Source organism: Scytonema sp. UIC 10036, assembly GCF_009725235.1.
Map to the genome: position 1 here is coordinate 1 of NZ_WJFC01000137.1, position 17,383 is coordinate 17,383.

At 42.4% G+C, this 17,383-nt stretch carries 12 protein-coding genes and 7 pseudogenes; 12 read left to right on the forward strand and 7 right to left on the reverse strand.

Annotated features, from left to right (window positions below; all coding sequences use genetic code 11):
- Nucleotides 1–1,423 (reverse strand): TldD/PmbA family protein (locus tag F7734_RS41510; RefSeq protein ID WP_155750241.1); only part of this gene is annotated, 1,423 nt, incomplete at its 3' end.
- Here F7734_RS41510 and F7734_RS41515 point away from each other — a divergent pair.
- Nucleotides 1,404–1,595, forward strand: a complete 192-nt coding sequence (locus F7734_RS41515) for a hypothetical protein (RefSeq protein WP_155750242.1) — start codon at nt 1,404–1,406, stop codon at nt 1,593–1,595. The genes F7734_RS41510 and F7734_RS41515 overlap by 20 nt on opposite strands.
- Before the next feature lie 46 nt (nt 1,596–1,641).
- Here F7734_RS41515 and cysS read toward each other — a convergent pair whose 3' ends face one another.
- Nucleotides 1,642–3,138, reverse strand: coding sequence for a cysteine--tRNA ligase (gene cysS, locus F7734_RS41520; RefSeq protein WP_155750243.1), 1,497 nt, complete (start codon nt 3,136–3,138; stop codon nt 1,642–1,644).
- Nucleotides 3,139–3,265: 127 nt separating this feature from the next.
- Between cysS and F7734_RS41525 the strand changes: the two genes are divergently transcribed.
- Complete coding sequence (locus tag F7734_RS41525) at nt 3,266–4,408, forward strand: GTP-binding protein (protein ID WP_155750244.1); 1,143 nt, start codon at nt 3,266–3,268, stop codon at nt 4,406–4,408.
- 149 nt (nt 4,409–4,557) lie between these two features.
- Here the strand turns inward: F7734_RS41525 and F7734_RS66410 are convergent.
- Nucleotides 4,558–4,635: pseudogene (locus tag F7734_RS66410) on the reverse strand (flagellar assembly protein H); the annotation flags it as partial.
- 259 nt (nt 4,636–4,894) lie between these two features.
- On the opposite strand from F7734_RS66410, the pseudogene dtd reads away from it, so the two are divergent.
- From dtd to F7734_RS41545, 3 pseudogenes are all read left to right on the forward strand, one after another.
- Nucleotides 4,895–5,349, forward strand: a pseudogene (dtd, locus tag F7734_RS41535) (D-aminoacyl-tRNA deacylase).
- Nucleotides 5,350–5,455: 106 nt separating this feature from the next.
- A pseudogene (gene psb28, locus F7734_RS41540) lies at nt 5,456–5,793 on the forward strand (photosystem II reaction center protein Psb28).
- 106 nt (nt 5,794–5,899) lie between these two features.
- Nucleotides 5,900–6,416, forward strand: a pseudogene (locus F7734_RS41545) (MogA/MoaB family molybdenum cofactor biosynthesis protein).
- Nucleotides 6,417–6,523: 107 nt separating this feature from the next.
- Here F7734_RS41545 and mraY read toward each other — a convergent pair.
- Both mraY and F7734_RS41555 read right to left on the reverse strand, forming a co-directional pair.
- Nucleotides 6,524–7,574: pseudogene (gene mraY / locus F7734_RS64370) on the reverse strand (phospho-N-acetylmuramoyl-pentapeptide-transferase).
- 119 nt (nt 7,575–7,693) lie between these two features.
- Nucleotides 7,694–7,930: pseudogene (locus F7734_RS41555) on the reverse strand (DUF3134 domain-containing protein).
- A 206-nt stretch (nt 7,931–8,136) separates the two neighbouring features.
- Between F7734_RS41555 and F7734_RS41560 the strand changes: the two are divergent.
- The 5 genes and pseudogenes from F7734_RS41560 (at nt 8,137) to mdh (ending at nt 12,270) form a co-directional block, all read left to right on the forward strand.
- Nucleotides 8,137–8,684 (forward strand): annotated as a pseudogene (locus F7734_RS41560) (PAP/fibrillin family protein).
- Between the two features lie 704 nt (nt 8,685–9,388).
- Nucleotides 9,389–9,601, forward strand: a complete 213-nt coding sequence (locus tag F7734_RS41565; RefSeq protein ID WP_155750245.1) for a photosystem I reaction center subunit IV — start codon at nt 9,389–9,391, stop codon at nt 9,599–9,601.
- A gap of 193 nt (nt 9,602–9,794) precedes the next feature.
- Nucleotides 9,795–10,724: a DNA-formamidopyrimidine glycosylase gene (locus F7734_RS41570; protein WP_155750246.1), complete on the forward strand. Its 930-nt coding sequence runs from the start codon at nt 9,795–9,797 to the stop codon at nt 10,722–10,724.
- A 262-nt stretch (nt 10,725–10,986) separates the two neighbouring features.
- Nucleotides 10,987–11,202: an NAD(P)H-quinone oxidoreductase subunit O gene (locus F7734_RS41575; RefSeq protein WP_155750247.1), complete on the forward strand. Its 216-nt coding sequence runs from the start codon at nt 10,987–10,989 to the stop codon at nt 11,200–11,202.
- Nucleotides 11,203–11,286: 84 nt separating this feature from the next.
- Nucleotides 11,287–12,270 carry a malate dehydrogenase gene (mdh, locus tag F7734_RS41580; protein WP_155750248.1) on the forward strand — a complete coding sequence of 328 codons (984 nt, stop codon included), beginning with the start codon at nt 11,287–11,289 and terminating at the stop codon, nt 12,268–12,270.
- 3 nt (nt 12,271–12,273) lie between these two features.
- Here mdh and F7734_RS41585 read toward each other — a convergent pair whose 3' ends face one another.
- Nucleotides 12,274–13,284 (reverse strand): cyclic peptide export ABC transporter, encoded by a 1,011-nt coding sequence (locus tag F7734_RS41585; protein WP_347566369.1) that lies wholly within the window; start codon nt 13,282–13,284, stop codon nt 12,274–12,276.
- A 75-nt stretch (nt 13,285–13,359) separates the two neighbouring features.
- On the opposite strand from F7734_RS41585, the gene F7734_RS41590 reads away from it, so the two are divergent.
- Both F7734_RS41590 and F7734_RS41595 read left to right on the forward strand, forming a co-directional pair.
- Nucleotides 13,360–14,859 (forward strand): ABC transporter permease subunit, encoded by a 1,500-nt coding sequence (locus F7734_RS41590; protein WP_155750249.1) that lies wholly within the window; start codon nt 13,360–13,362, stop codon nt 14,857–14,859.
- A complete protein-coding gene (locus F7734_RS41595; RefSeq protein WP_166482476.1) occupies nt 14,852–15,586 on the forward strand; it encodes an amino acid ABC transporter ATP-binding protein in 735 nt (244 codons plus the stop codon). The genes F7734_RS41590 and F7734_RS41595 overlap by 8 nt, the downstream gene beginning before the upstream one ends.
- Before the next feature lie 782 nt (nt 15,587–16,368).
- On the opposite strand, the gene F7734_RS41600 is transcribed toward F7734_RS41595, so the two are convergent.
- Nucleotides 16,369–17,277: a LysR substrate-binding domain-containing protein gene (locus F7734_RS41600; protein ID WP_155750250.1), complete on the reverse strand. Its 909-nt coding sequence runs from the start codon at nt 17,275–17,277 to the stop codon at nt 16,369–16,371.
- Nucleotides 17,278–17,383: the final 106 nt, after the last annotated feature.

The following is a 17,383-nucleotide window of genomic DNA, read 5'->3' on the forward strand; positions in this document are numbered from 1 at the left end:
CTTCAACGTTGGCAAATACACAAACGGGTGAACCATGACCTACCCAAATAGCTTGGTTTGGTTCTCCCTTACCACAAAAAGGAGTACCGTACATCTGCCAAGTGGAGTAATTACCTATTTTAACCAAACTGTGCCAAAATTCTGGAGTTGTGGCTCGGTAGTTTGGGTTGCGAAGAGTTTTTGTCAGTTTGCCGTTTTCAATCAGCTTTGCGTACTCGCAACCAAATTGGAATTTATATCGGCGATCGTCTATCGACCAAGAGCGATTTGATTCCATGTAAACACCGTGTTCTACTGAGGCGATCGTGTCCTCAAAAGAAGCTTCCCCTGGTTCAAGATTCAAATTTGCCATGCGATCGATTGCCGGTCGATTCCAAGAACAAGCACGGGCACAGGCAACTCCGGGTACTTCTGCTCTTGCTTGGCTTTCCAAACTGCCTAAACCCCGAAGAAGAACTCCTTCTTTAATTAAGTATTCCCTTGTTGCTACAGTACCCGTGTCATCAAATCCGTAGCTAGCAAATTCGTTTGGTACGGTGGGGTCAAAGGTAATATTCATCAAGGGAGAGCCATATACCAAAGTACCAAAGTCTTTCTTGTCAACAAAACTACCACCAGCGTAGTTTCGTTCATCTCCCAAAATTCGGTCAATTTCTAAGGGATGCCCAACGCTCTCATGAATCTGTAGCATCATTTGATCGGGAGCTAATACCAGATTTGTACGTAATGTCGGGCATTCTTCTGCTGTGAGAAGCTCTACTGCCTGTTCGCCAATTTGTTGGACTTGATGCCACAATTGGGCTTCTTGAAAATGTTCCAATCCACCTTGATAGCAGTTTGCTTGCCAACCATTTTGAGAGCGTTGCTGAACGATCGCTCCATCCTGGGCGGTAGCTCCGTAATGAGTGCTAAAAAACATAAATTTTTGATACACTTCGGAGCCATTGCTACTTGCAAACCAAGTTTCTTTTTCACTTGTTGAGGCAATAGCGGTAGTTTGCACTATGCGATCGCAAACTTTTAGTGTTTGGCAGATGCGGATGAGTAAGCCGTTGATTTCGCCTGCACTTAAAGCATCAAGAGGTTTGAGAAATGGCGAAGTGTACTCACCTACCACTTTAGGGCGCTCTCTGGCTGCTTTAAATGAATATACCCACCACTCACTTGCAGCCAGTGCTTGATTATACGCTTTCTCAGCAGCAGCTTGTAAATCGGTCACTTGTAGGGAATTAATGGCTGCATAACCGATACAACCATTGACTATTACTTCCAGCATTGACCCTTGAGTAAAGGATTTACCGTTACTTTGAGGTATACCATCACGGATATGCCTGGTATGCGTTGTATCTTTTACAACTCTAATGCCCAACCAATCAGCTGGAATATCTATTTGAGCAATAGCTTTGTTTAATTCTGACAACATAACTTATGAGATTGTGGATTTTGGATTGTGGATTTTGGATTGTGGATTTTGGATTGTGGATTTTGGATTGTGGATTTTGGATTGTGGATTGGGATTGCTTATACTGAATTTCACCCAATTATCTGTCGTATTGTTTTTGAAAATTGGTATTAGGATAAAAGATGAAGGATAAAGTATTAATTTTCTATCCTTCATAATTCATCATTCATAATTCATAATTAATTTCGATGCCATCGAGTTCCATCACGACTGTCGATGAGGGTAATACCTTGCGCTTGTAGTTCATCACGAATGCGATCGCTCAGAGCAAAATTTTTGGCTTTACGTGCTTCTTGTCTCTTCTGAATCAATGCTTCGATTGTGGCATCGCTTAAACTATTATCATTGTCAGAAGTTTCCTCTTCTACCTTGGCATCAAAACCCAGAACTTCAGCCAATTTCACAAGAGTTTGCCATTCAGTGAGTAATTCATCGGGTGTTTTTGCCGTTTTTCCCTCATGAGTTAGAATGTTCCCTTCTCGTTGTAATTCTTTGGCTAATTCAAAAAGTACTGGCAATCCTCCTGAAAAATTAAAGTCATCATTAACGGCTTCAATGAAACGGTTGATATGGGCATTGGGTATGGGGAATTGGGTATTGGGCATAGTAGATTCCCAATTTCCACTGCCCATTGCCCTTTGCCCTATTTCCCAACCCAATTGCCTACCGTATTTATGACCAAAAAGCAACCCTTCTTTTAGTGTCTCGTAGCCTTTTGTTGCAGAAGCGATCGCATCATCCGTAAAATCAATTGGTTTGCGGTAATGGGCTTGCAGAACAAACAGCCGAACCGCCATTGGGTGTACTCCTTTATCTAGCAACTCCCGAATTGTGATAAAGTTCCCCAAAGATTTGGACATTTTGTCACCATCCACCTTTACCATGCCGTTGTGCAGCCAGTATTTTGCTAGTGGTTTTCCCGTAACGGCTTCTGACTGAGCAATTTCATTTTCATGGTGTGGGAATTTCAAATCATCGCCTCCAGTATGGATGTCTATGGTATCACCCAAGCGGTCGCGTACCATAGCCGAACATTCAATATGCCAACCCGGACGTCCTTTACCCCAGGGTGAATCCCAAGCTGGTTCACCTTGTTTTGCTGCTTTCCATAAGGCAAAATCAAAAGGGTCTTTCTTCTTCTGATACTCTGGATCTTCCAGATTCACCCGTTCGCTAGCTCCCGCTTGCATATCTTCCAACCTGCGTCCGGAGAGTTTGCCATATTCGGAAAACTGACGGACTGCGTAGTAAACATCACCTTGAGACGCGTAAGCATAACCCTTGTTTTCCAACTCGTGAATCAATCGCTGAATGCCATTCATCGTGTGAGTCGCACGGGGATATTCATCAGCATCCTTAATGCCAAGACGCCTCATATCCTCAAAATATGCTTTAATAAAGCGTTCTGCAACAGCTTCCATCGATGAATGCTCTTGTCGCGCTCGATTCAAAATTTTGTCATCAACATCTGTAAAATTTTGTACATAGCGGACATCGTAACCAATGAATTGCAGGTAACGACGCACTACATCCCACACAATACAAGCTCTGGCATGACCCAAGTGGCAGTAGTCGTACACCGTCACGCCGCAGTAATACATCTTAACTTTTCCAGCTTCTACTGTTTCAAACGGTTCTTGACGACGGGTGAGGGTATTGTAAACAGATAGGGTCATATCCAACTTATAGAAATACGTAATAATAGGAGTAGGCAACACCGGATGAATACCAGCATCCTTATGCTAGTCTCTTCCTGACATTTTGCGCTACAATTAGCTATTTTGACTTTTTGAAAGCAGCGCCATGCAAGCAGTTACTTCCGAGTCGCAATCAATGGATGCACCCAAACAAGGGTTACCAGTAACTATTATTACTGGATTCCTTGGTAGTGGTAAGACAACTTTACTCAATCATATCCTGACCAATCAGCAAGGATTGAAAACTGCCGTACTCGTTAATGAGTTTGGCGAAATTGGCATCGATAACGAGTTAATTATCTCCACTGATGATAATAACAATATGGTGGAGTTAAGCAATGGTTGTATCTGCTGCACCATCAATAACGATCTTGTCGATGCCGTTTACAAAGTTTTGGAACGGCAAGACAAGATAGATTATCTGGTGGTAGAAACAACAGGGCTTGCCGATCCTCTACCCGTCGCTCTCACATTTCTTGGCACTGACTTGCGCGACATAACGCGTCTTGATTCAATTGTCACGGTTGTAGACGCGGCAAATTACAGCTTGGATTTATTCAATTCTCAAGCTGCTTACAGTCAAATTGCCTATGGTGACGTTATTCTTATCAATAAGACAGATTTAGTGTCTGAAGAAGAATTAAAAGCACTAGAGGCAAAAATCAACCAAGTTAAAGAAGGTGCAAGAATTATTTGCACCAAGCAAGCGCAAGTACCGCTTCCGCTGATTCTGAGCGTTGGTCTGTTTGAAACAGATAAATATTTTGATGAGGCGAAACAACACAGTCACGACCATCACGACCATGAGCATGACCATAATCACGCTCATGCTCATGAGCACGAACATGACCACTCAGAATGTTCCGAATGCGGTCATGACCATCACGACCACGACCATCACCACCATCATCATTCCAATCATTTAGAAAATGATGGTTTTACTTCTATATCATTCCAAAGTGATAAACCTTTTTCCATTAGGAAATTCCAACACTTCTTGGATAACCAGCTTTCCACAAATGTTTTCCGCGCAAAAGGGATTGTGTGGTTTGATGAAAGCCCCAAACGTCATATTTTCCACTTGTGTGGCAAACGCTTCACTTTAGATGATGATGAGTGGGCTAAGAGAGAGAAGAAAAACCAGCTGGTGTTAATCGGTCAAAATCTCGATCGCGAGACTTTGCTAAAACAACTAGAAAACTGCCTGTGTTTACCTTCTACCTCTCGTGGTAAAGGTTTTGGTGCTTAGCTGAGAACTGAGGCGTTAGAAGTGAGGTGTGAAGGATAAAACTCTTCACTTCTCGCTTCTAGCACTTCCCCCTCTTGAATACCTTCAGCGCGACCTTCAGCTTGAATAGATTGATAAATGACTGATTCTTTCATTAAGTCCCTCCGCAGTAATTGCTCTCCCAATAACCAAGTCGCAAAGTCACTAGAGAAGCTTTCAGGAAGAAATTTGCAAATATTGTCAAACACTATGAGATTCTACAATAAACAAGCGAGTTTGTATTTTCCACTAAGAGGATGTTTGAAAAGTCATGATTGATGTATCAAATATTTTTTACCCCACCCTAACCCTCCCCCTTATAAAGGCGAGGAACTTAATTTCTCTTATTTCCCCCTTTATAAGGGGGATAAGGGGTAATCATGTGATGAAATGACAGCTAACCACTTTCAAACATCCTCTAGCTTGGTTGAATGCATTCCTGCTTATAATTCCTTGTTGAAGTTATTTATGCGCGTTATTATTCAGCGAGTTAAATCTTCTCAAGTTACCGTCAATGGTGAAATAATTGGCGCAAAATTGGACGTGGCTAAACCTACTTGTGGGTCTTGCTGACACCGATACCGATCGCGAACTTGATTGGATGGTGCGAAAGTGTTTGGAAATTGCGGCTGTTTCCCGATGAGGGAGAACTGGAGATCGTTGGCAAAAGTCCGTACAAGAGATCGATGGGTGAGTTGTTGGTAGTGAGCCAGTTTACGCTTTCGGGATGTCGCAAAGGTTCGTCGCCCTTCCTTTGACCGTTCAGCGGCTCCTCAAGTTGCAGAAGAGATATACAACCGTTTTATAGCTAAGTTACGCTTAAGCGGGTTGCGGGTGGAAACAGGTAAATTCGGAGCATGATGCAAGTCTCAATTGAAAACGATGGTCCTGTAACTTTGTTACTAGAACAAGACGCTAGTTAAGTGATTGTACATAATAAGAGAAATCAAAGGCAGTGCTGACAGTAAAGTCTGCAAATGATGAGAAAATATTAAAACTAACCATAACAAAACTTTAAATTCACTCATCATGGCTCAAATCCAGTTTTCTCGTGGGATTACCGAAGATGTCATTCCAGAAATACGCTTAACGCAATCGCGCAGTGGGAGAGTGCGACTGCAACATTTGTTTTCACAAACCCAAAGCTTTTAGAAAGTAGCAACACTGAAAAATTACTGGTATGTAATTAATTGAGAAGAAGGAGAACTTGTGACTCGTGAAGTCAAAGCTTAATTGTCAACGGCAAACCAGAAGCATTAGAAGCATTGTATCTGATGAAATCGTCCATAGACCAATGCGACCGCTCCTTATGCCGGTTTATGGAGCGATATGCTAAAGAGCACGGTCTGGAATTTAGTAAATCCTAAAGGTTAGTGGTTGGTAGGGGCGCATGCAGAGAGCGCCCGTACAAAGTTAGTGGCTAATAACACTATCAACTATCAACTATCCACTAACCACTATCCAAACTTAGTTATGACACACCTTCCACATCCAGATCCTCCAAATATGAGGGTCAATTGGTGCAGTGATGACTGTCAAGCGATACCCGTAACCAGAAACGGATAAAAGCGGTCAACTGATTCAGGAATACTTCGCAATGCAAACCATAGTATAGAAGCTTACACAATTGTCAAAGATGAACAGCACCAAATTCAAAGCAAAGTAAAATTGCTGGGTCAGCGCCATGATTTAAATGTTCTCGTGATAAAATGGTGGTACGGGTATTGCACCAAGAGACACCACATATGATGCTATTGAAAAGCTGCTTGAAAAAACTTTGCCCGGATTTGGAGAAATATTCGCTTTTAAGTTATCAAGAAATTGGGTTCGCGTGCGATCGCATCTCCCGCTGTTGCAGGTACATACCAACAAAAACTGATTTTCTCTTTCCTGGCTCTAGTAATGCTGTGCGATTGGCTATGGAAAAGCTTATCTTACCAGAACTTGTCATTTAGTAAAATTAATGTTAATGATAGTAGATAGTGGTTAGTCGTTAGTAGCTAATAACCACTATCACTATCCACTATCCACTATCCAAATAAATAACCCCTCAAGTCCAGGAGTTATTTAACTTGTACTAAGTTGTTGTTCAGCACATCAAAATGACCTATCGTTAGAGCGATGACAGCGCAGAATTGCGCTGATGATGTAGAAAACTGCAACAACTTGTAACTCTGACCAACCAGAAAGTTCTAGGTGATGGTGTAGTGGAGCCATTTTCAGAAGACGCTTGCCTTTACATCCGGACCTTTCGTAGCTTTTAGTAGCTAACTTGCGCCATTACCGAAAGGGTTTCTACGAAGAAGATACCACTGAGAATAAACAGTGCTACTAAGCTGGTGCCAACAAAGCGACTGCTGCTAAAGAGCACCTCCTAAAACAAGGAACCGGTGTCTCCATAAAAATCGCGGCTGGGTTGCGGTTGTGGACTAAGAAACCCAGAAACCACCACTGAGAGAAGCACAGAAAACCATCAATCCGGGCGAAGTTGGTCGACTAAAGCACCCAACGCTAATAATGAGATCGCCACTGTTCTCCTCGCCAAGCCATCAATACCGTCAGTGAGGTTGGTAGCCATTGCTTTCCGCCTACGAGTACAAAACCTGCTAAAGGCCAGAAGAGAAGCCCTAAGGGAATGTAAAAACCAAACGGTAAAGCTAATTTGTAATATGAGCGGGATGAGAAACCAGAAGCCACATACAGAACGCGACTGCAAATGTAACTTGCACAATCAGTTTCATGCGGGAGATATGCCTTTGTTTGACTTACGGCGGAGAATTTGCCGAATCGTCAATCCAGCCTATCACCCGTCACTGAGTGTCAAAGCAGCAACAGTAGTACTTTGTAGCCCAAGTTAGACCATATGCAAGCAGAAATCACTGCCACGGGAACAAAAAATATGCCCCCATGGTAGGAGTCCCTGCTTTTTTCAAATGAGCTTGAGGACCATCCTCGCGGATGATTTGCCCGGTTTTCAGCGCTTGCAACAATGGCACTGCCCAGAAAACCACTGCAGCTGTTGCGACAGCGCAGAAAGTAGAGGTAAAGTCAGTGACATACCTTGCCAGGCATTCTATTTGCCCATGACGTCAAGAATTAGCGCTGATACACCCAGTCCTACACTCAGTAGGGAGACTAAACTATGCATTAATGATACTAGCCCTTGGTTAGGAGATAATTAGCGTCCACGGATATTTCCTTCACTCCACACTTGCAAAATTAAACAAAGAGGATTTGGCTGTGCAATATGTCTCAAGCTTGAATTAGCTATTCTTCATCTGGGACGACATCGTCATCGTCATCATAGTCAAAATCACTAATCCGTCGTAGTACTCAAAATTCTGATATCTCTTCTTCTTCGTCCGAATAGTCGGGTTCGTGAACATCTCGTGCTATCAGACGTCCGTTTGTTTGCAACCAATCCAACAAGGAGGACTCTTGCTTAATGGAATTACAGGAGCACGTCTGGTTGCGGGGGTTCTCACGTAATGGTGAATTTAGCATATTTACGAAGACACTATATGGAGATGATACTAGACACTTAGAGTCTATCACTTGATAATGCACGATTTACTTGTTAATTCAATCCTTTTTCAGAAATCCGACAAAATTATTCTTCAAAAGGATAAGAGTCACGGTAAATTAGCTTTTGTGTGATGCTAGTACATTGTTCATCAAATTATTTTGAATAATGATGTTTTTGAGGTGGAATTCATTATGCTAGGAAAAGCAGCTACCTTTTGGAAGCAATTGCTGGGAAAAATCGCGGTCTTATCGCAAATGAGCAAGATAAACAAGCCATTTTAATTGCAATTACAAAATTAGAAGCTCAATCCTACACCTCGTCCAGTGGAAGCTCCCGATTTGTTGGAAGGTAACTGGCGACTTTTATACACAGAGTAGAGCTTTACTAAATATTGATAATCTACCCTTGTACAAGCTCGGTCAAATTTATCAGTGTATACGCATACAAACTAACAGTGTTTACAACATAGCGGAAGTTTATGGCTTGCCATTACTAGAAAGCATTGTCAGTGTTGCTGCAAAATTTGAACCCAGTTTCAGATAGGCGAATCAATGTCAAATTTGAGGCTTCCGCTCGTTGGATTACAACGTTTATCTTGGTTACACTTCCCCAGAAACTTTCATTCCAACAGATAGAAGCTGGTAAAAAATTTACTGCTATAGATTTTGCGCTCAAGAGCAATGAACAACAAGGTTGGTTGGATATACCTATCTAGATAACAATTTACAGTAATGGCAGGGGAAACGAGAGGGTAGCGTGTTTGTCTTAGTGAAAGCATAAGAGACTTCCCAAAATAAGTGTTTGCGACCATTAAAATACGCGATCCCAAGGCGTTGTCAAGGGTGGGTCTCACCCATTTCCGCTTGAGATGCAGAGATTAAGCAGTAAACTACGGTAATCAGTAACCAGTGACTAGCGCTCGGTGACCAGTGATGCGATTTTACTTATATATCCCCTGTCACCGTTCAATATCAAAGAAATCATTTCACTACTTTCCTCTGGAGTGCGATTACCCCTGATGCTTTTGTTGTAACGTCCTAAATGATATATGGATAGATGGCTTTAAGCTCAACCTGTGGACGAAAACCATCAAAAAAGTTTCTTGGGCGTTGCGGCTTCCTATCAAGCAGCCCGCACTACTCATAAACATCCACACACAACGTCTGCAATCTGGAAAAAATTTTTGTTTAGGGGGTAGGGGTTAGGGGTGGGGTTAGGGGAGGGGTTAGGGGTTAGGGACAAGGTAGACAAGGGGACAAGGGAGACAAGTAGACAAAGGTAGAATCGTCTTCCTTGTCTCCCCTCCTACTCCCTATCCCCTATAGCCCCTATAGCAAATAACTTAACAAAACGCCTGCAACGACCTTAAACCTGTAGAGTGAAATCAATTAGCCTAATTTTTAGATGGCGATTGATAACTAAAAGGGAAGAAACTCATGGTTCAACGTGGTTCTAAAGTTCGTATTCTCCGCCCCGAATCCTACTGGTATCAAGATACAGGAACTGTGGCATCCATTGACCAAAGCGGTATCAAGTACCCAGTCATCGTCCGTTTTAACAACGTAAATTACGCTGGCATCAACACCAACAATTTCGCCGAAGCAGAATTAGTTGAGGTTGAAGCTCCTAAGGCCAAGGCGAAAAAGTAACGGCTACTTGCCAGTTATGATGGGGTAAGGGGAGACAAGGAGAACAGGGGACAAGGAAGACAAGGGAGACAAGGGAGACAAGGAGGAAAAGGAAGACAAGGAGGAAATTGCTACCTTGTCTTCCTCCTCTCCCCCTGTCTCTCTATTCTCCCTCTTCCCCTTCCCCATGCTCTCCTTATGGCTTACCAAACAGATGCCAGAACTCCCTGAAGTTGAAACAGTTAGACGGGGCTTAAATCAATTAACCCTTAACCAAAAAATAACGGGTGGAGATGTGCTGCTTCATCGCACAATTGCTTACCCGCCGTCACCAGAAGAATTTTTAACGGCGATTCAAGACAGCGCGATCGCAACCTGGCATCGTCGTGGCAAATATTTACTAGCTGAACTCAGATGTTCTACAAGGGACAAGGGGGACAAGGAAGACAAGGAGGAAATTTCTCCCTTGTCTACCCCGTCTCCCTTGTCTACCCCTCCCCCCATTTCCCCGTCTCCCAGCTTTCTAGGAGTTCATCTACGAATGACCGGTCAACTTTTGTGGCTCCATTCAGATGAACCGTTACACAAACACACGCGAGTCAGATTGTTTTTTCAGGGCGATCGCGAACTACGTTTTGTAGATCAGCGTACATTCGGTCAAATGTGGTGGGTACCTCCAGGTAAAGCACCAGAAAGTATCATCACTGGTTTAGCAAAACTAGCAATAGACCCCTTTTCCCCTGAATTTAGTGTAGATTACCTAGCAAACAAACTCAAAAATCGCCGCCGCCCCATTAAAACTGCACTGCTCGATCAGTCAGTGGTAGCAGGGCTAGGTAACATCTATGCCGATGAAGCATTATTTTCCAGTGGAATACTTCCAGAAACCTTATGTACAGATTTGCAGCGAGAGCAAATCGAACGCTTGCGCTTGACTATCATTCAAGTCCTAGAAACCAGTATTACGCACGGAGGCACAACTTTTAGTAACTTCCTCAACGTCAAAGGCATTAACGGTAACTACGGTGGTGTTGCCTGGGTATACAACCGAACTGGAGAACCTTGCCGAGTCTGCGGCACTGCCATTCTACGTACAAGATTAGCTGGTCGTTCAAGTCATTATTGTTCCCACTGCCAAAGATAAGTTTTTCAAAATTAAAAATTTCAGATATTGCAATCCAATTGCAAACAACTTAATGTATAAAAATTAAAAGTACATTAAACCAATACCATGTAACTAAAAATCTCCAGCCATTGATAAATGCTGATGCTGGCAGATAATTCTCCGAATTTTATCTGCGTACATCTGCGTTCATCTTCGGTTCAAATTTTATCTTAACAGAATAAAAACTAGGCACGAGTTAAGATCCTTGATAAAACAGTGTACAAACTCAAGAGGATTCCTCATGGCTGTCAAAAAAGGAGATACAGTTCGTGCTGTCCGCGAGAAATTGGAAAACAGTTTAGAAGCACAAGCCAGTGACACCCGCTTTCCTTCCTACTTATTTGAAACCAAGGGAGAAGTCGTCGATCTCAAAGGTGACTATGCCTTGGTGAAATTTGGGAAAGTGCCAACACCAAACATTTGGCTGCGTGTGGATCAACTTGAGGCGTTTAAGTAAAGCGATCGGCAATCAGCTATCAGTACATCACTGATAGCTAGTTGCTGGTGGCTGTGCATCAACCACTAGCAAAAATACTTAACTATGATTAGCAATTCCCCTTCCTTCTCAAAAATGTGTTGTTCACCCCGCGTCACCGTTATCGGTGCAGGTAAAGTTGGTAGTACCCTAGCCCAACGTATTGCAGAAAAAAATCTGGCAGATGTTGTGTTGCTAGATATTGTTTCAGGAATGCCTCAAGGATTAGCACTAGATTTGATGGAAGCAAGGGGAATTGAACTCCACAACCGTCAGATCGTCGGCACAAATGACTATGCTGATACGGCTGAGTCTGATGTTGTTGTCATCACGGCAGGTTTTCCCCGTAAACCAGGTATGACTCGAGATGACTTGTTGCTGACAAATGCGAAAATTGTCGTGGAAGCAGCTAAAAAAGCACTTGTGTACTCTCCCCATGCAATATATATAGTTGTTACAAATCCCTTAGATGTGATGACTTATTTGGTAAGGCAAGCAACTGGATTGCCACGCGATCGCATTTTAGGTATGGCTGGTATCTTAGATTCATCTCGTTTTCAAGCCTTTATTGCAATGGAGTTAGGCGTTTGTCAGCAAGATGTCAAAGCTATGGTGTTGGGAAGTCATGGGGATTTAATGGTTCCCTTTCCCCGGTACTCCACCGTCAACGGCATTCCCATCACAGAATTGCTAGATACAGATACAATTAGACGGTTGGTAGAACGAACTCGCAACGGTGGTGCCGAAATTGTCCAACTGATGCAAACAGGAGGAGCTTTTTTTGCGCCTGCTTCTTCCACCAGCATCATGGTAGAATCAATACTCCTCAATCAATCACGCTTGTTACCAGCCGCCGCATATCTTGAAGGCGAATACGGTTTAAAGGATATTTTTATTGGTGTTCCCTGTCGCTTGGGGGGTAATGGACTCGAAAGTATTGTAGAACTGAACTTGACAGATGAAGAAATAAGTGCATTACACTCCTCTGCACAAGCTGTACGCAAACAAATTGATAGAGCACAGGAGATTTTTGCTGGTGTGAGGAGATAACAGCTAATTCTTGTTGTTTAATTTTCGATCGTACTCAACTTTGCCATAATCTAATTTAACAATCCGATCGGCTAAGTCAAAATAGCGATCGTCATGAGTAACAGCTACTACAGCTTTGCCTTGGTTTTTTAGTTCTGGCAAAAGTTGGGTGTAAAAAATCTTTTTGAACACAGGGTCTTGATCTGAAGCCCATTCATCAAAAACGTAAATTGCCCGATTTTCAAGATAAGCTGTCAACAGAGCAAGGCGTTTACGTTGTCCTTGAGATAATGCAGTAGTCGAAAAGGGACCATTGTTGACTGTTACTTTGCGGTCAAGTTGAAGTTTTTCCAGATATTCTTGAATTTGCCAATCGCGGCTACTATTATCAAGACCTAAGAGGCGATCGAATAAGTAAAAATCAGAAAAAATAACTGAAAATTGCTGGCGATACCACTCTCGGTTAGCATCGGTTATTGGTTGACCATCAAAATCAATGCTACCTGTTTCAGGTGCGTATAATCCTGTCAGCAATTTCACAAGTGTAGATTTGCCACTCCCATTACCTCCCACAACAAACACAAGTTCTCCGGGACATAAAGTCAAGTCAAGAGGTCCTAGAGTAAATTGGCTGTCTTCTCGTTCTCCTTGATAGCCATGGGAGACACCTATGAGTTGTAGCGAGTTCCATTGAGGTTGATAGGCTGATGAAATTGCTATTTCCGATTCTGTTGTTTGAGCAACCAACGACAGTCCCAAAGAGTTAATATTTTCCAGCGCAATATTAGCTCGGAGTAAATCCGGCAAAATATTTAGTAAGGCGCGTACTGGTGTCAGCATGAAAACAATCGTCAGAGCATAACCCGAACGAACAGAGGTTGGAATCGCAAACACGAGAGGCACAATAAATAGGAGCAAGCCAATCAAAATGAAGAGAGCTACAAGCCCCCAACTTCCTCCAATGGCAAATAAATTCATTGCTCTGAGTCTTCCTTGTCCTTCTTGTCTTCCTTGTCTCCCTTGTTTGGATCTCAAATAGGATTGCTATATTGACATAAAATAAACAAAAACTTGCTGCTATCTTAGGTGTGTCTTCTTATCAATGTGTCAATGAAGAAAAGAAAAGTATTGCTATTTACGCTGTTACTAGCAGTCGCGATCGCAGCAACCAGCACAATCGGTCACAGCAATTTTCTGTATGCAGCCCCGTCAGTTGGCAAAGACACGTTAACAATGATGACCTCCCCTGACTACCCTCCTTATGAGTATTACGATACTAAGGGTGGCGCAAGGAAAATTGTTGGCTTTGATATTGATATTGCTAACACAATTGCCAAAGAACTTGGATTCAAGCTTCGGATAATGGAGTCGGATTTTAATGGTTTGATTCCTGCCGTTCAAGCAAAACGAGCTGATTTTGTGATGGCTGGGATGACGCCTACCCCAGAACGCAGAAAAAATGTTGATTTTTCTATCGTTTATTACGAAGCAAAAGATACTATCGTTGCTCCTAAAGGGAGTAATTTAACAAAACCAGAAGATTTAGCTAGTAAAACAGTTGGCGTTCAACTTGGCACAATCCAAGAGGAAAATGCTAAAAAGATTTCTCAAAAAGTTCCCAATATAAAGTTAAAGCAACTTAACAAAGTCCCTGAAGCCATTCAGGAAATCAAATCAAAACGAATTGATGCAGCAATTGTTGAGGATACTGTTGCCAAAGGATTTGCTCGAGCTAACCCAGATTTAGAGTTTAATATCATTCCCTCAGCAGGAGAGGAAACAGGTTCTGCTATTGCCTTCCCAAAAGGTTCTCTCCTGGTAGAATCTTTTAACAAAGTTCTTCAACAAATGAAGGACAGAGGTGAATTGGAAAAACTGGCAACGAAGTGGTTTTCCCTAAATACAGCTACAGACGCTGCCTCATCATCAACACCCACAACTTCCAAGGGTCTAAATCTAGACTTTAGTAGAATCGCTCCAGATATTTCCTTTATTCTACAGGGGATACCTATAACTTTATTGTTTACGGTATTATCTGTATTCCTGGGTTTGATTTGGGGAACAGTACTATCTCTGTTTAAGATTTCAGGCATAGAACCATTAGGCTGGTTTGCCAACGCCTATACCTCTATATTTAGAGGCACGCCACTGCTGTTGCAGTTAGCATTGGTTTATTACGCCACACCTCAGTTGACTGGTTATGATATACCAGCATTGCAAGCAGGGGTGCTGACTTTTACCCTCAACTCTGGGGCTTACATGTCAGAAACCATTCGAGGTGGAATTCAAGCAGTAGATAAGGGACAGCGTGAGGCAGCTATGTCCATGGGTGTGCCTTACTGGCTGATGATGTGGGATGTGATCTTGCCTCAAGCTTTGAAAAACATTCTCCCTGCTTTGGTTAACGAAACAATAGGATTGTTGAAAGATTCTGCTTTGGTGTCAACTATTGGTGTCGTGGAAATCTTACGCAGTGCTCAAATTATAGGAGCAAATAAGTATATATACTTTGAACCCTTACTATTTGCTGGGTTAATTTACTATGTTCTAGTTATGGGTTTAACTTTTGGGGCATCAGCACTTGAAAGGAGGTTGAGACGAAGTGAGTGAAGCTGTTATTCGTACTGAATTTTTGTGTAAATCCTTTGGGAAACTCGACGTACTAAAAGATATTTCTACTGAAATTTCTCAAGGTGAAGTGGTTGCTATCTTGGGACCTTCTGGTTCGGGTAAGTCAACTTTTTTGCGTTGCTTAAATTTATTAGAACGCCCTACCAGAGGCAGAGTTTACTTTAACGAGTATGAAATTACCATGCCAAAGGCAAATATCGCTAAAATTCGCCAACGCTTGGTGATGGTGTTTCAACACTTTAATCTTTTTCCTCACATGACGGTGCTGCATAATGTCACCTACGCCCCAATTAAGGTTAAGGGAATGGACAAACAGCAGGCAAACACTAAGGGCTTAGAATTACTGACGAAAGTCGGTTTGGCTGAAAAGGCAGATGTTTACCCCGCAAAACTCTCAGGGGGACAGAAACAACGCGTTGCGATCGCCCGCGCACTGGCTATGGAACCAGAGATGATTCTGTTTGACGAACCAACTTCCGCTTTAGACCCGGAAATGGTGAAAGATGTACTAGACGTGATGAAAGGTTTGGCAAAAACGGGCATAACTATGGCGATTGTGACTCATGAAATGGGTTTTGCAAGAGAAGTTGCCAACCGGATTCTCTTCCTTGACCGGGGTTACTTGGCAGAAGATGCGACTCCTAGTGAATTTTTCAAGAATCCTCAGTGCGATCGGGCTAAACAATTTTTGGAAAAGATGCTTTAACAGTGACCACTGACCACTGACCGATCGCTGATAAATCTCGCTCACAAGTTATAACTCTCTTCTTTATTTCCTCATACCAAGTTGCGTTCATGCATCGTACTCTCCCCCTTGTCTTCCTTGTCTCCCTTGTCTCATCAACAAATGCTATCTTTGAAAGCAACTCCGCATTTTATTCTTATTCGCTGCATTCTGAATCGTCCATGACTTTTTGCATATTTTTTAGATAACTCTCACCATAACTTCATAGTCAATTGCTACACTAATAACAGCAAACATTCAGTTTGCTCCTCACACCACACCGTGGCTCTCTTGTTTGTCAATGGCAAGAGGGCTTTTTTCTGTAAGTATTGAGGACTGGGTATTGGGTAAAGATTGGCTTTATGAAGTATTTATACTTGTGGGGTAGGCGTCCTTGCCTGTGCTCTATCTGCCTTAGCAAGATGCTTGACCCACAAGAAAAGAAAAGAAAGAATTTAACTTTACTTTCTCTTTATAAAATGTAACTATGCCAGTCGTGGGTAATACCCACACTACTACAAAAATTAAAAAATCTTGTTGAAAAATTTAACATCTATCTAAAGTAAGATAAAATAGTAGTAGACTTTATAACTTGGGATAAGAAACTTCCCTATCATCAAAAGATATGATGACAGGGTAGTCAATGTATGTTGTTGTCCAACATAAGTGTTGGCATATACCAATGAAATCCTCTACTGCCTGTAGGTAGATATTGTATAAAATAGTTTTGCGATCGCTCAGATATTAAATCTCTAATGGTGCATTTAAACAGGCAATGGAATAGCGCAGGAATTCTGTATGAGGCAGGCTAAATGCAGAAATTCGTGCAGTACTGGAGAGAGATCGTCTTTTCTCCACGCCACCACCATTTCTATTTCAAATGTCTCATCTTGTAACATTTTATAAACGACTCCTTTGCGCTGGAGGTTCTGCATGGAAGCAGGAACGATCGCAACGCCTACCCCACCAGCGACTAAACCTAAGACTGTTTGCAACCACACAGCTTCTTGGACAATTTTGGGGGTAAAGCCAGCAAGTTGGCACAGGTTTATGACTTGGCTGTAAAAACCTTGTCCGGTGTGATGTACTGGCAAAATAAAAGACTCTCCTGCTAGTTTATTTAACGGAACTAAAGGCTCTTTAACTAAAGGATGGGAAATGGGCAAAGCCACAATAACTGGCTCTTTCAAGACGGGTGTATAGTTTAGATTGTCGCGCTCAAAATTTTGTGAGTGTAGAAAGCCACAGTCGATTTTGTTATCGAGAAGGCTTTGAATTTGATTGTAAGAGTCCATTTCGTGTAAGATAAGTTCTACGTTTGGAAAGCGATCGCGAAATTGGGTGAGGATTTCGGGTAGAACACACTGTGTTGCAGAACTGTTGAATCCCACAATTAAACGTCCCACTTCACCCCGACTCACTCGTTGTGCGAGTCGGGTTGCTTGTTCGACATGAGAAAGAATCAAGCGTGCTTCTTTTAAGAATTCTTGTCCCGCACTTGTTAATCGAAGGGGGCGCTTGCTACGCTCAAATAGTTTAACCCCCAATTCTGCTTCTAAATCGCCGATTTGCTGACTTAGGGGTGGCTGGGCAATATGAAGGCGATCGGCGGCGCGAGTAAAATTCAGTTCTTCTGCGACAGTAATGAAATATCTTAAGTGTCGAAGTTCCATGACCGAAACCAGTAAACGGTGATTGGTGAACGGAGATCGCCGATCCCCATAGAGTACGAACCATCTAGCCACTATATTTATAAAGTATAATCTGCCAACTAATTAC

Coding starts and splice junctions, on each gene's coding strand:
- F7734_RS41570 (WP_155750246.1), top strand. CDS start 9,795: ATGCCAGAACTCCCTGAAGTTGAAACAGTTAGACGGGGCTTAAATCAA.
- F7734_RS41575 (WP_155750247.1), top strand. CDS start 10,987: ATGGCTGTCAAAAAAGGAGATACAGTTCGTGCTGTCCGCGAGAAATTG.
- F7734_RS41600 (WP_155750250.1), bottom strand. CDS start 17,277: ATGGAACTTCGACACTTAAGATATTTCATTACTGTCGCAGAAGAACTG.
- F7734_RS41565 (WP_155750245.1), top strand. CDS start 9,389: ATGGTTCAACGTGGTTCTAAAGTTCGTATTCTCCGCCCCGAATCCTAC.
- F7734_RS41525 (WP_155750244.1), top strand. CDS start 3,266: ATGCAAGCAGTTACTTCCGAGTCGCAATCAATGGATGCACCCAAACAA.
- mdh (WP_155750248.1), top strand. CDS start 11,287: ATGATTAGCAATTCCCCTTCCTTCTCAAAAATGTGTTGTTCACCCCGC.
- F7734_RS41590 (WP_155750249.1), top strand. CDS start 13,360: ATGAAGAAAAGAAAAGTATTGCTATTTACGCTGTTACTAGCAGTCGCG.
- cysS (WP_155750243.1), bottom strand. CDS start 3,138: ATGACCCTATCTGTTTACAATACCCTCACCCGTCGTCAAGAACCGTTT.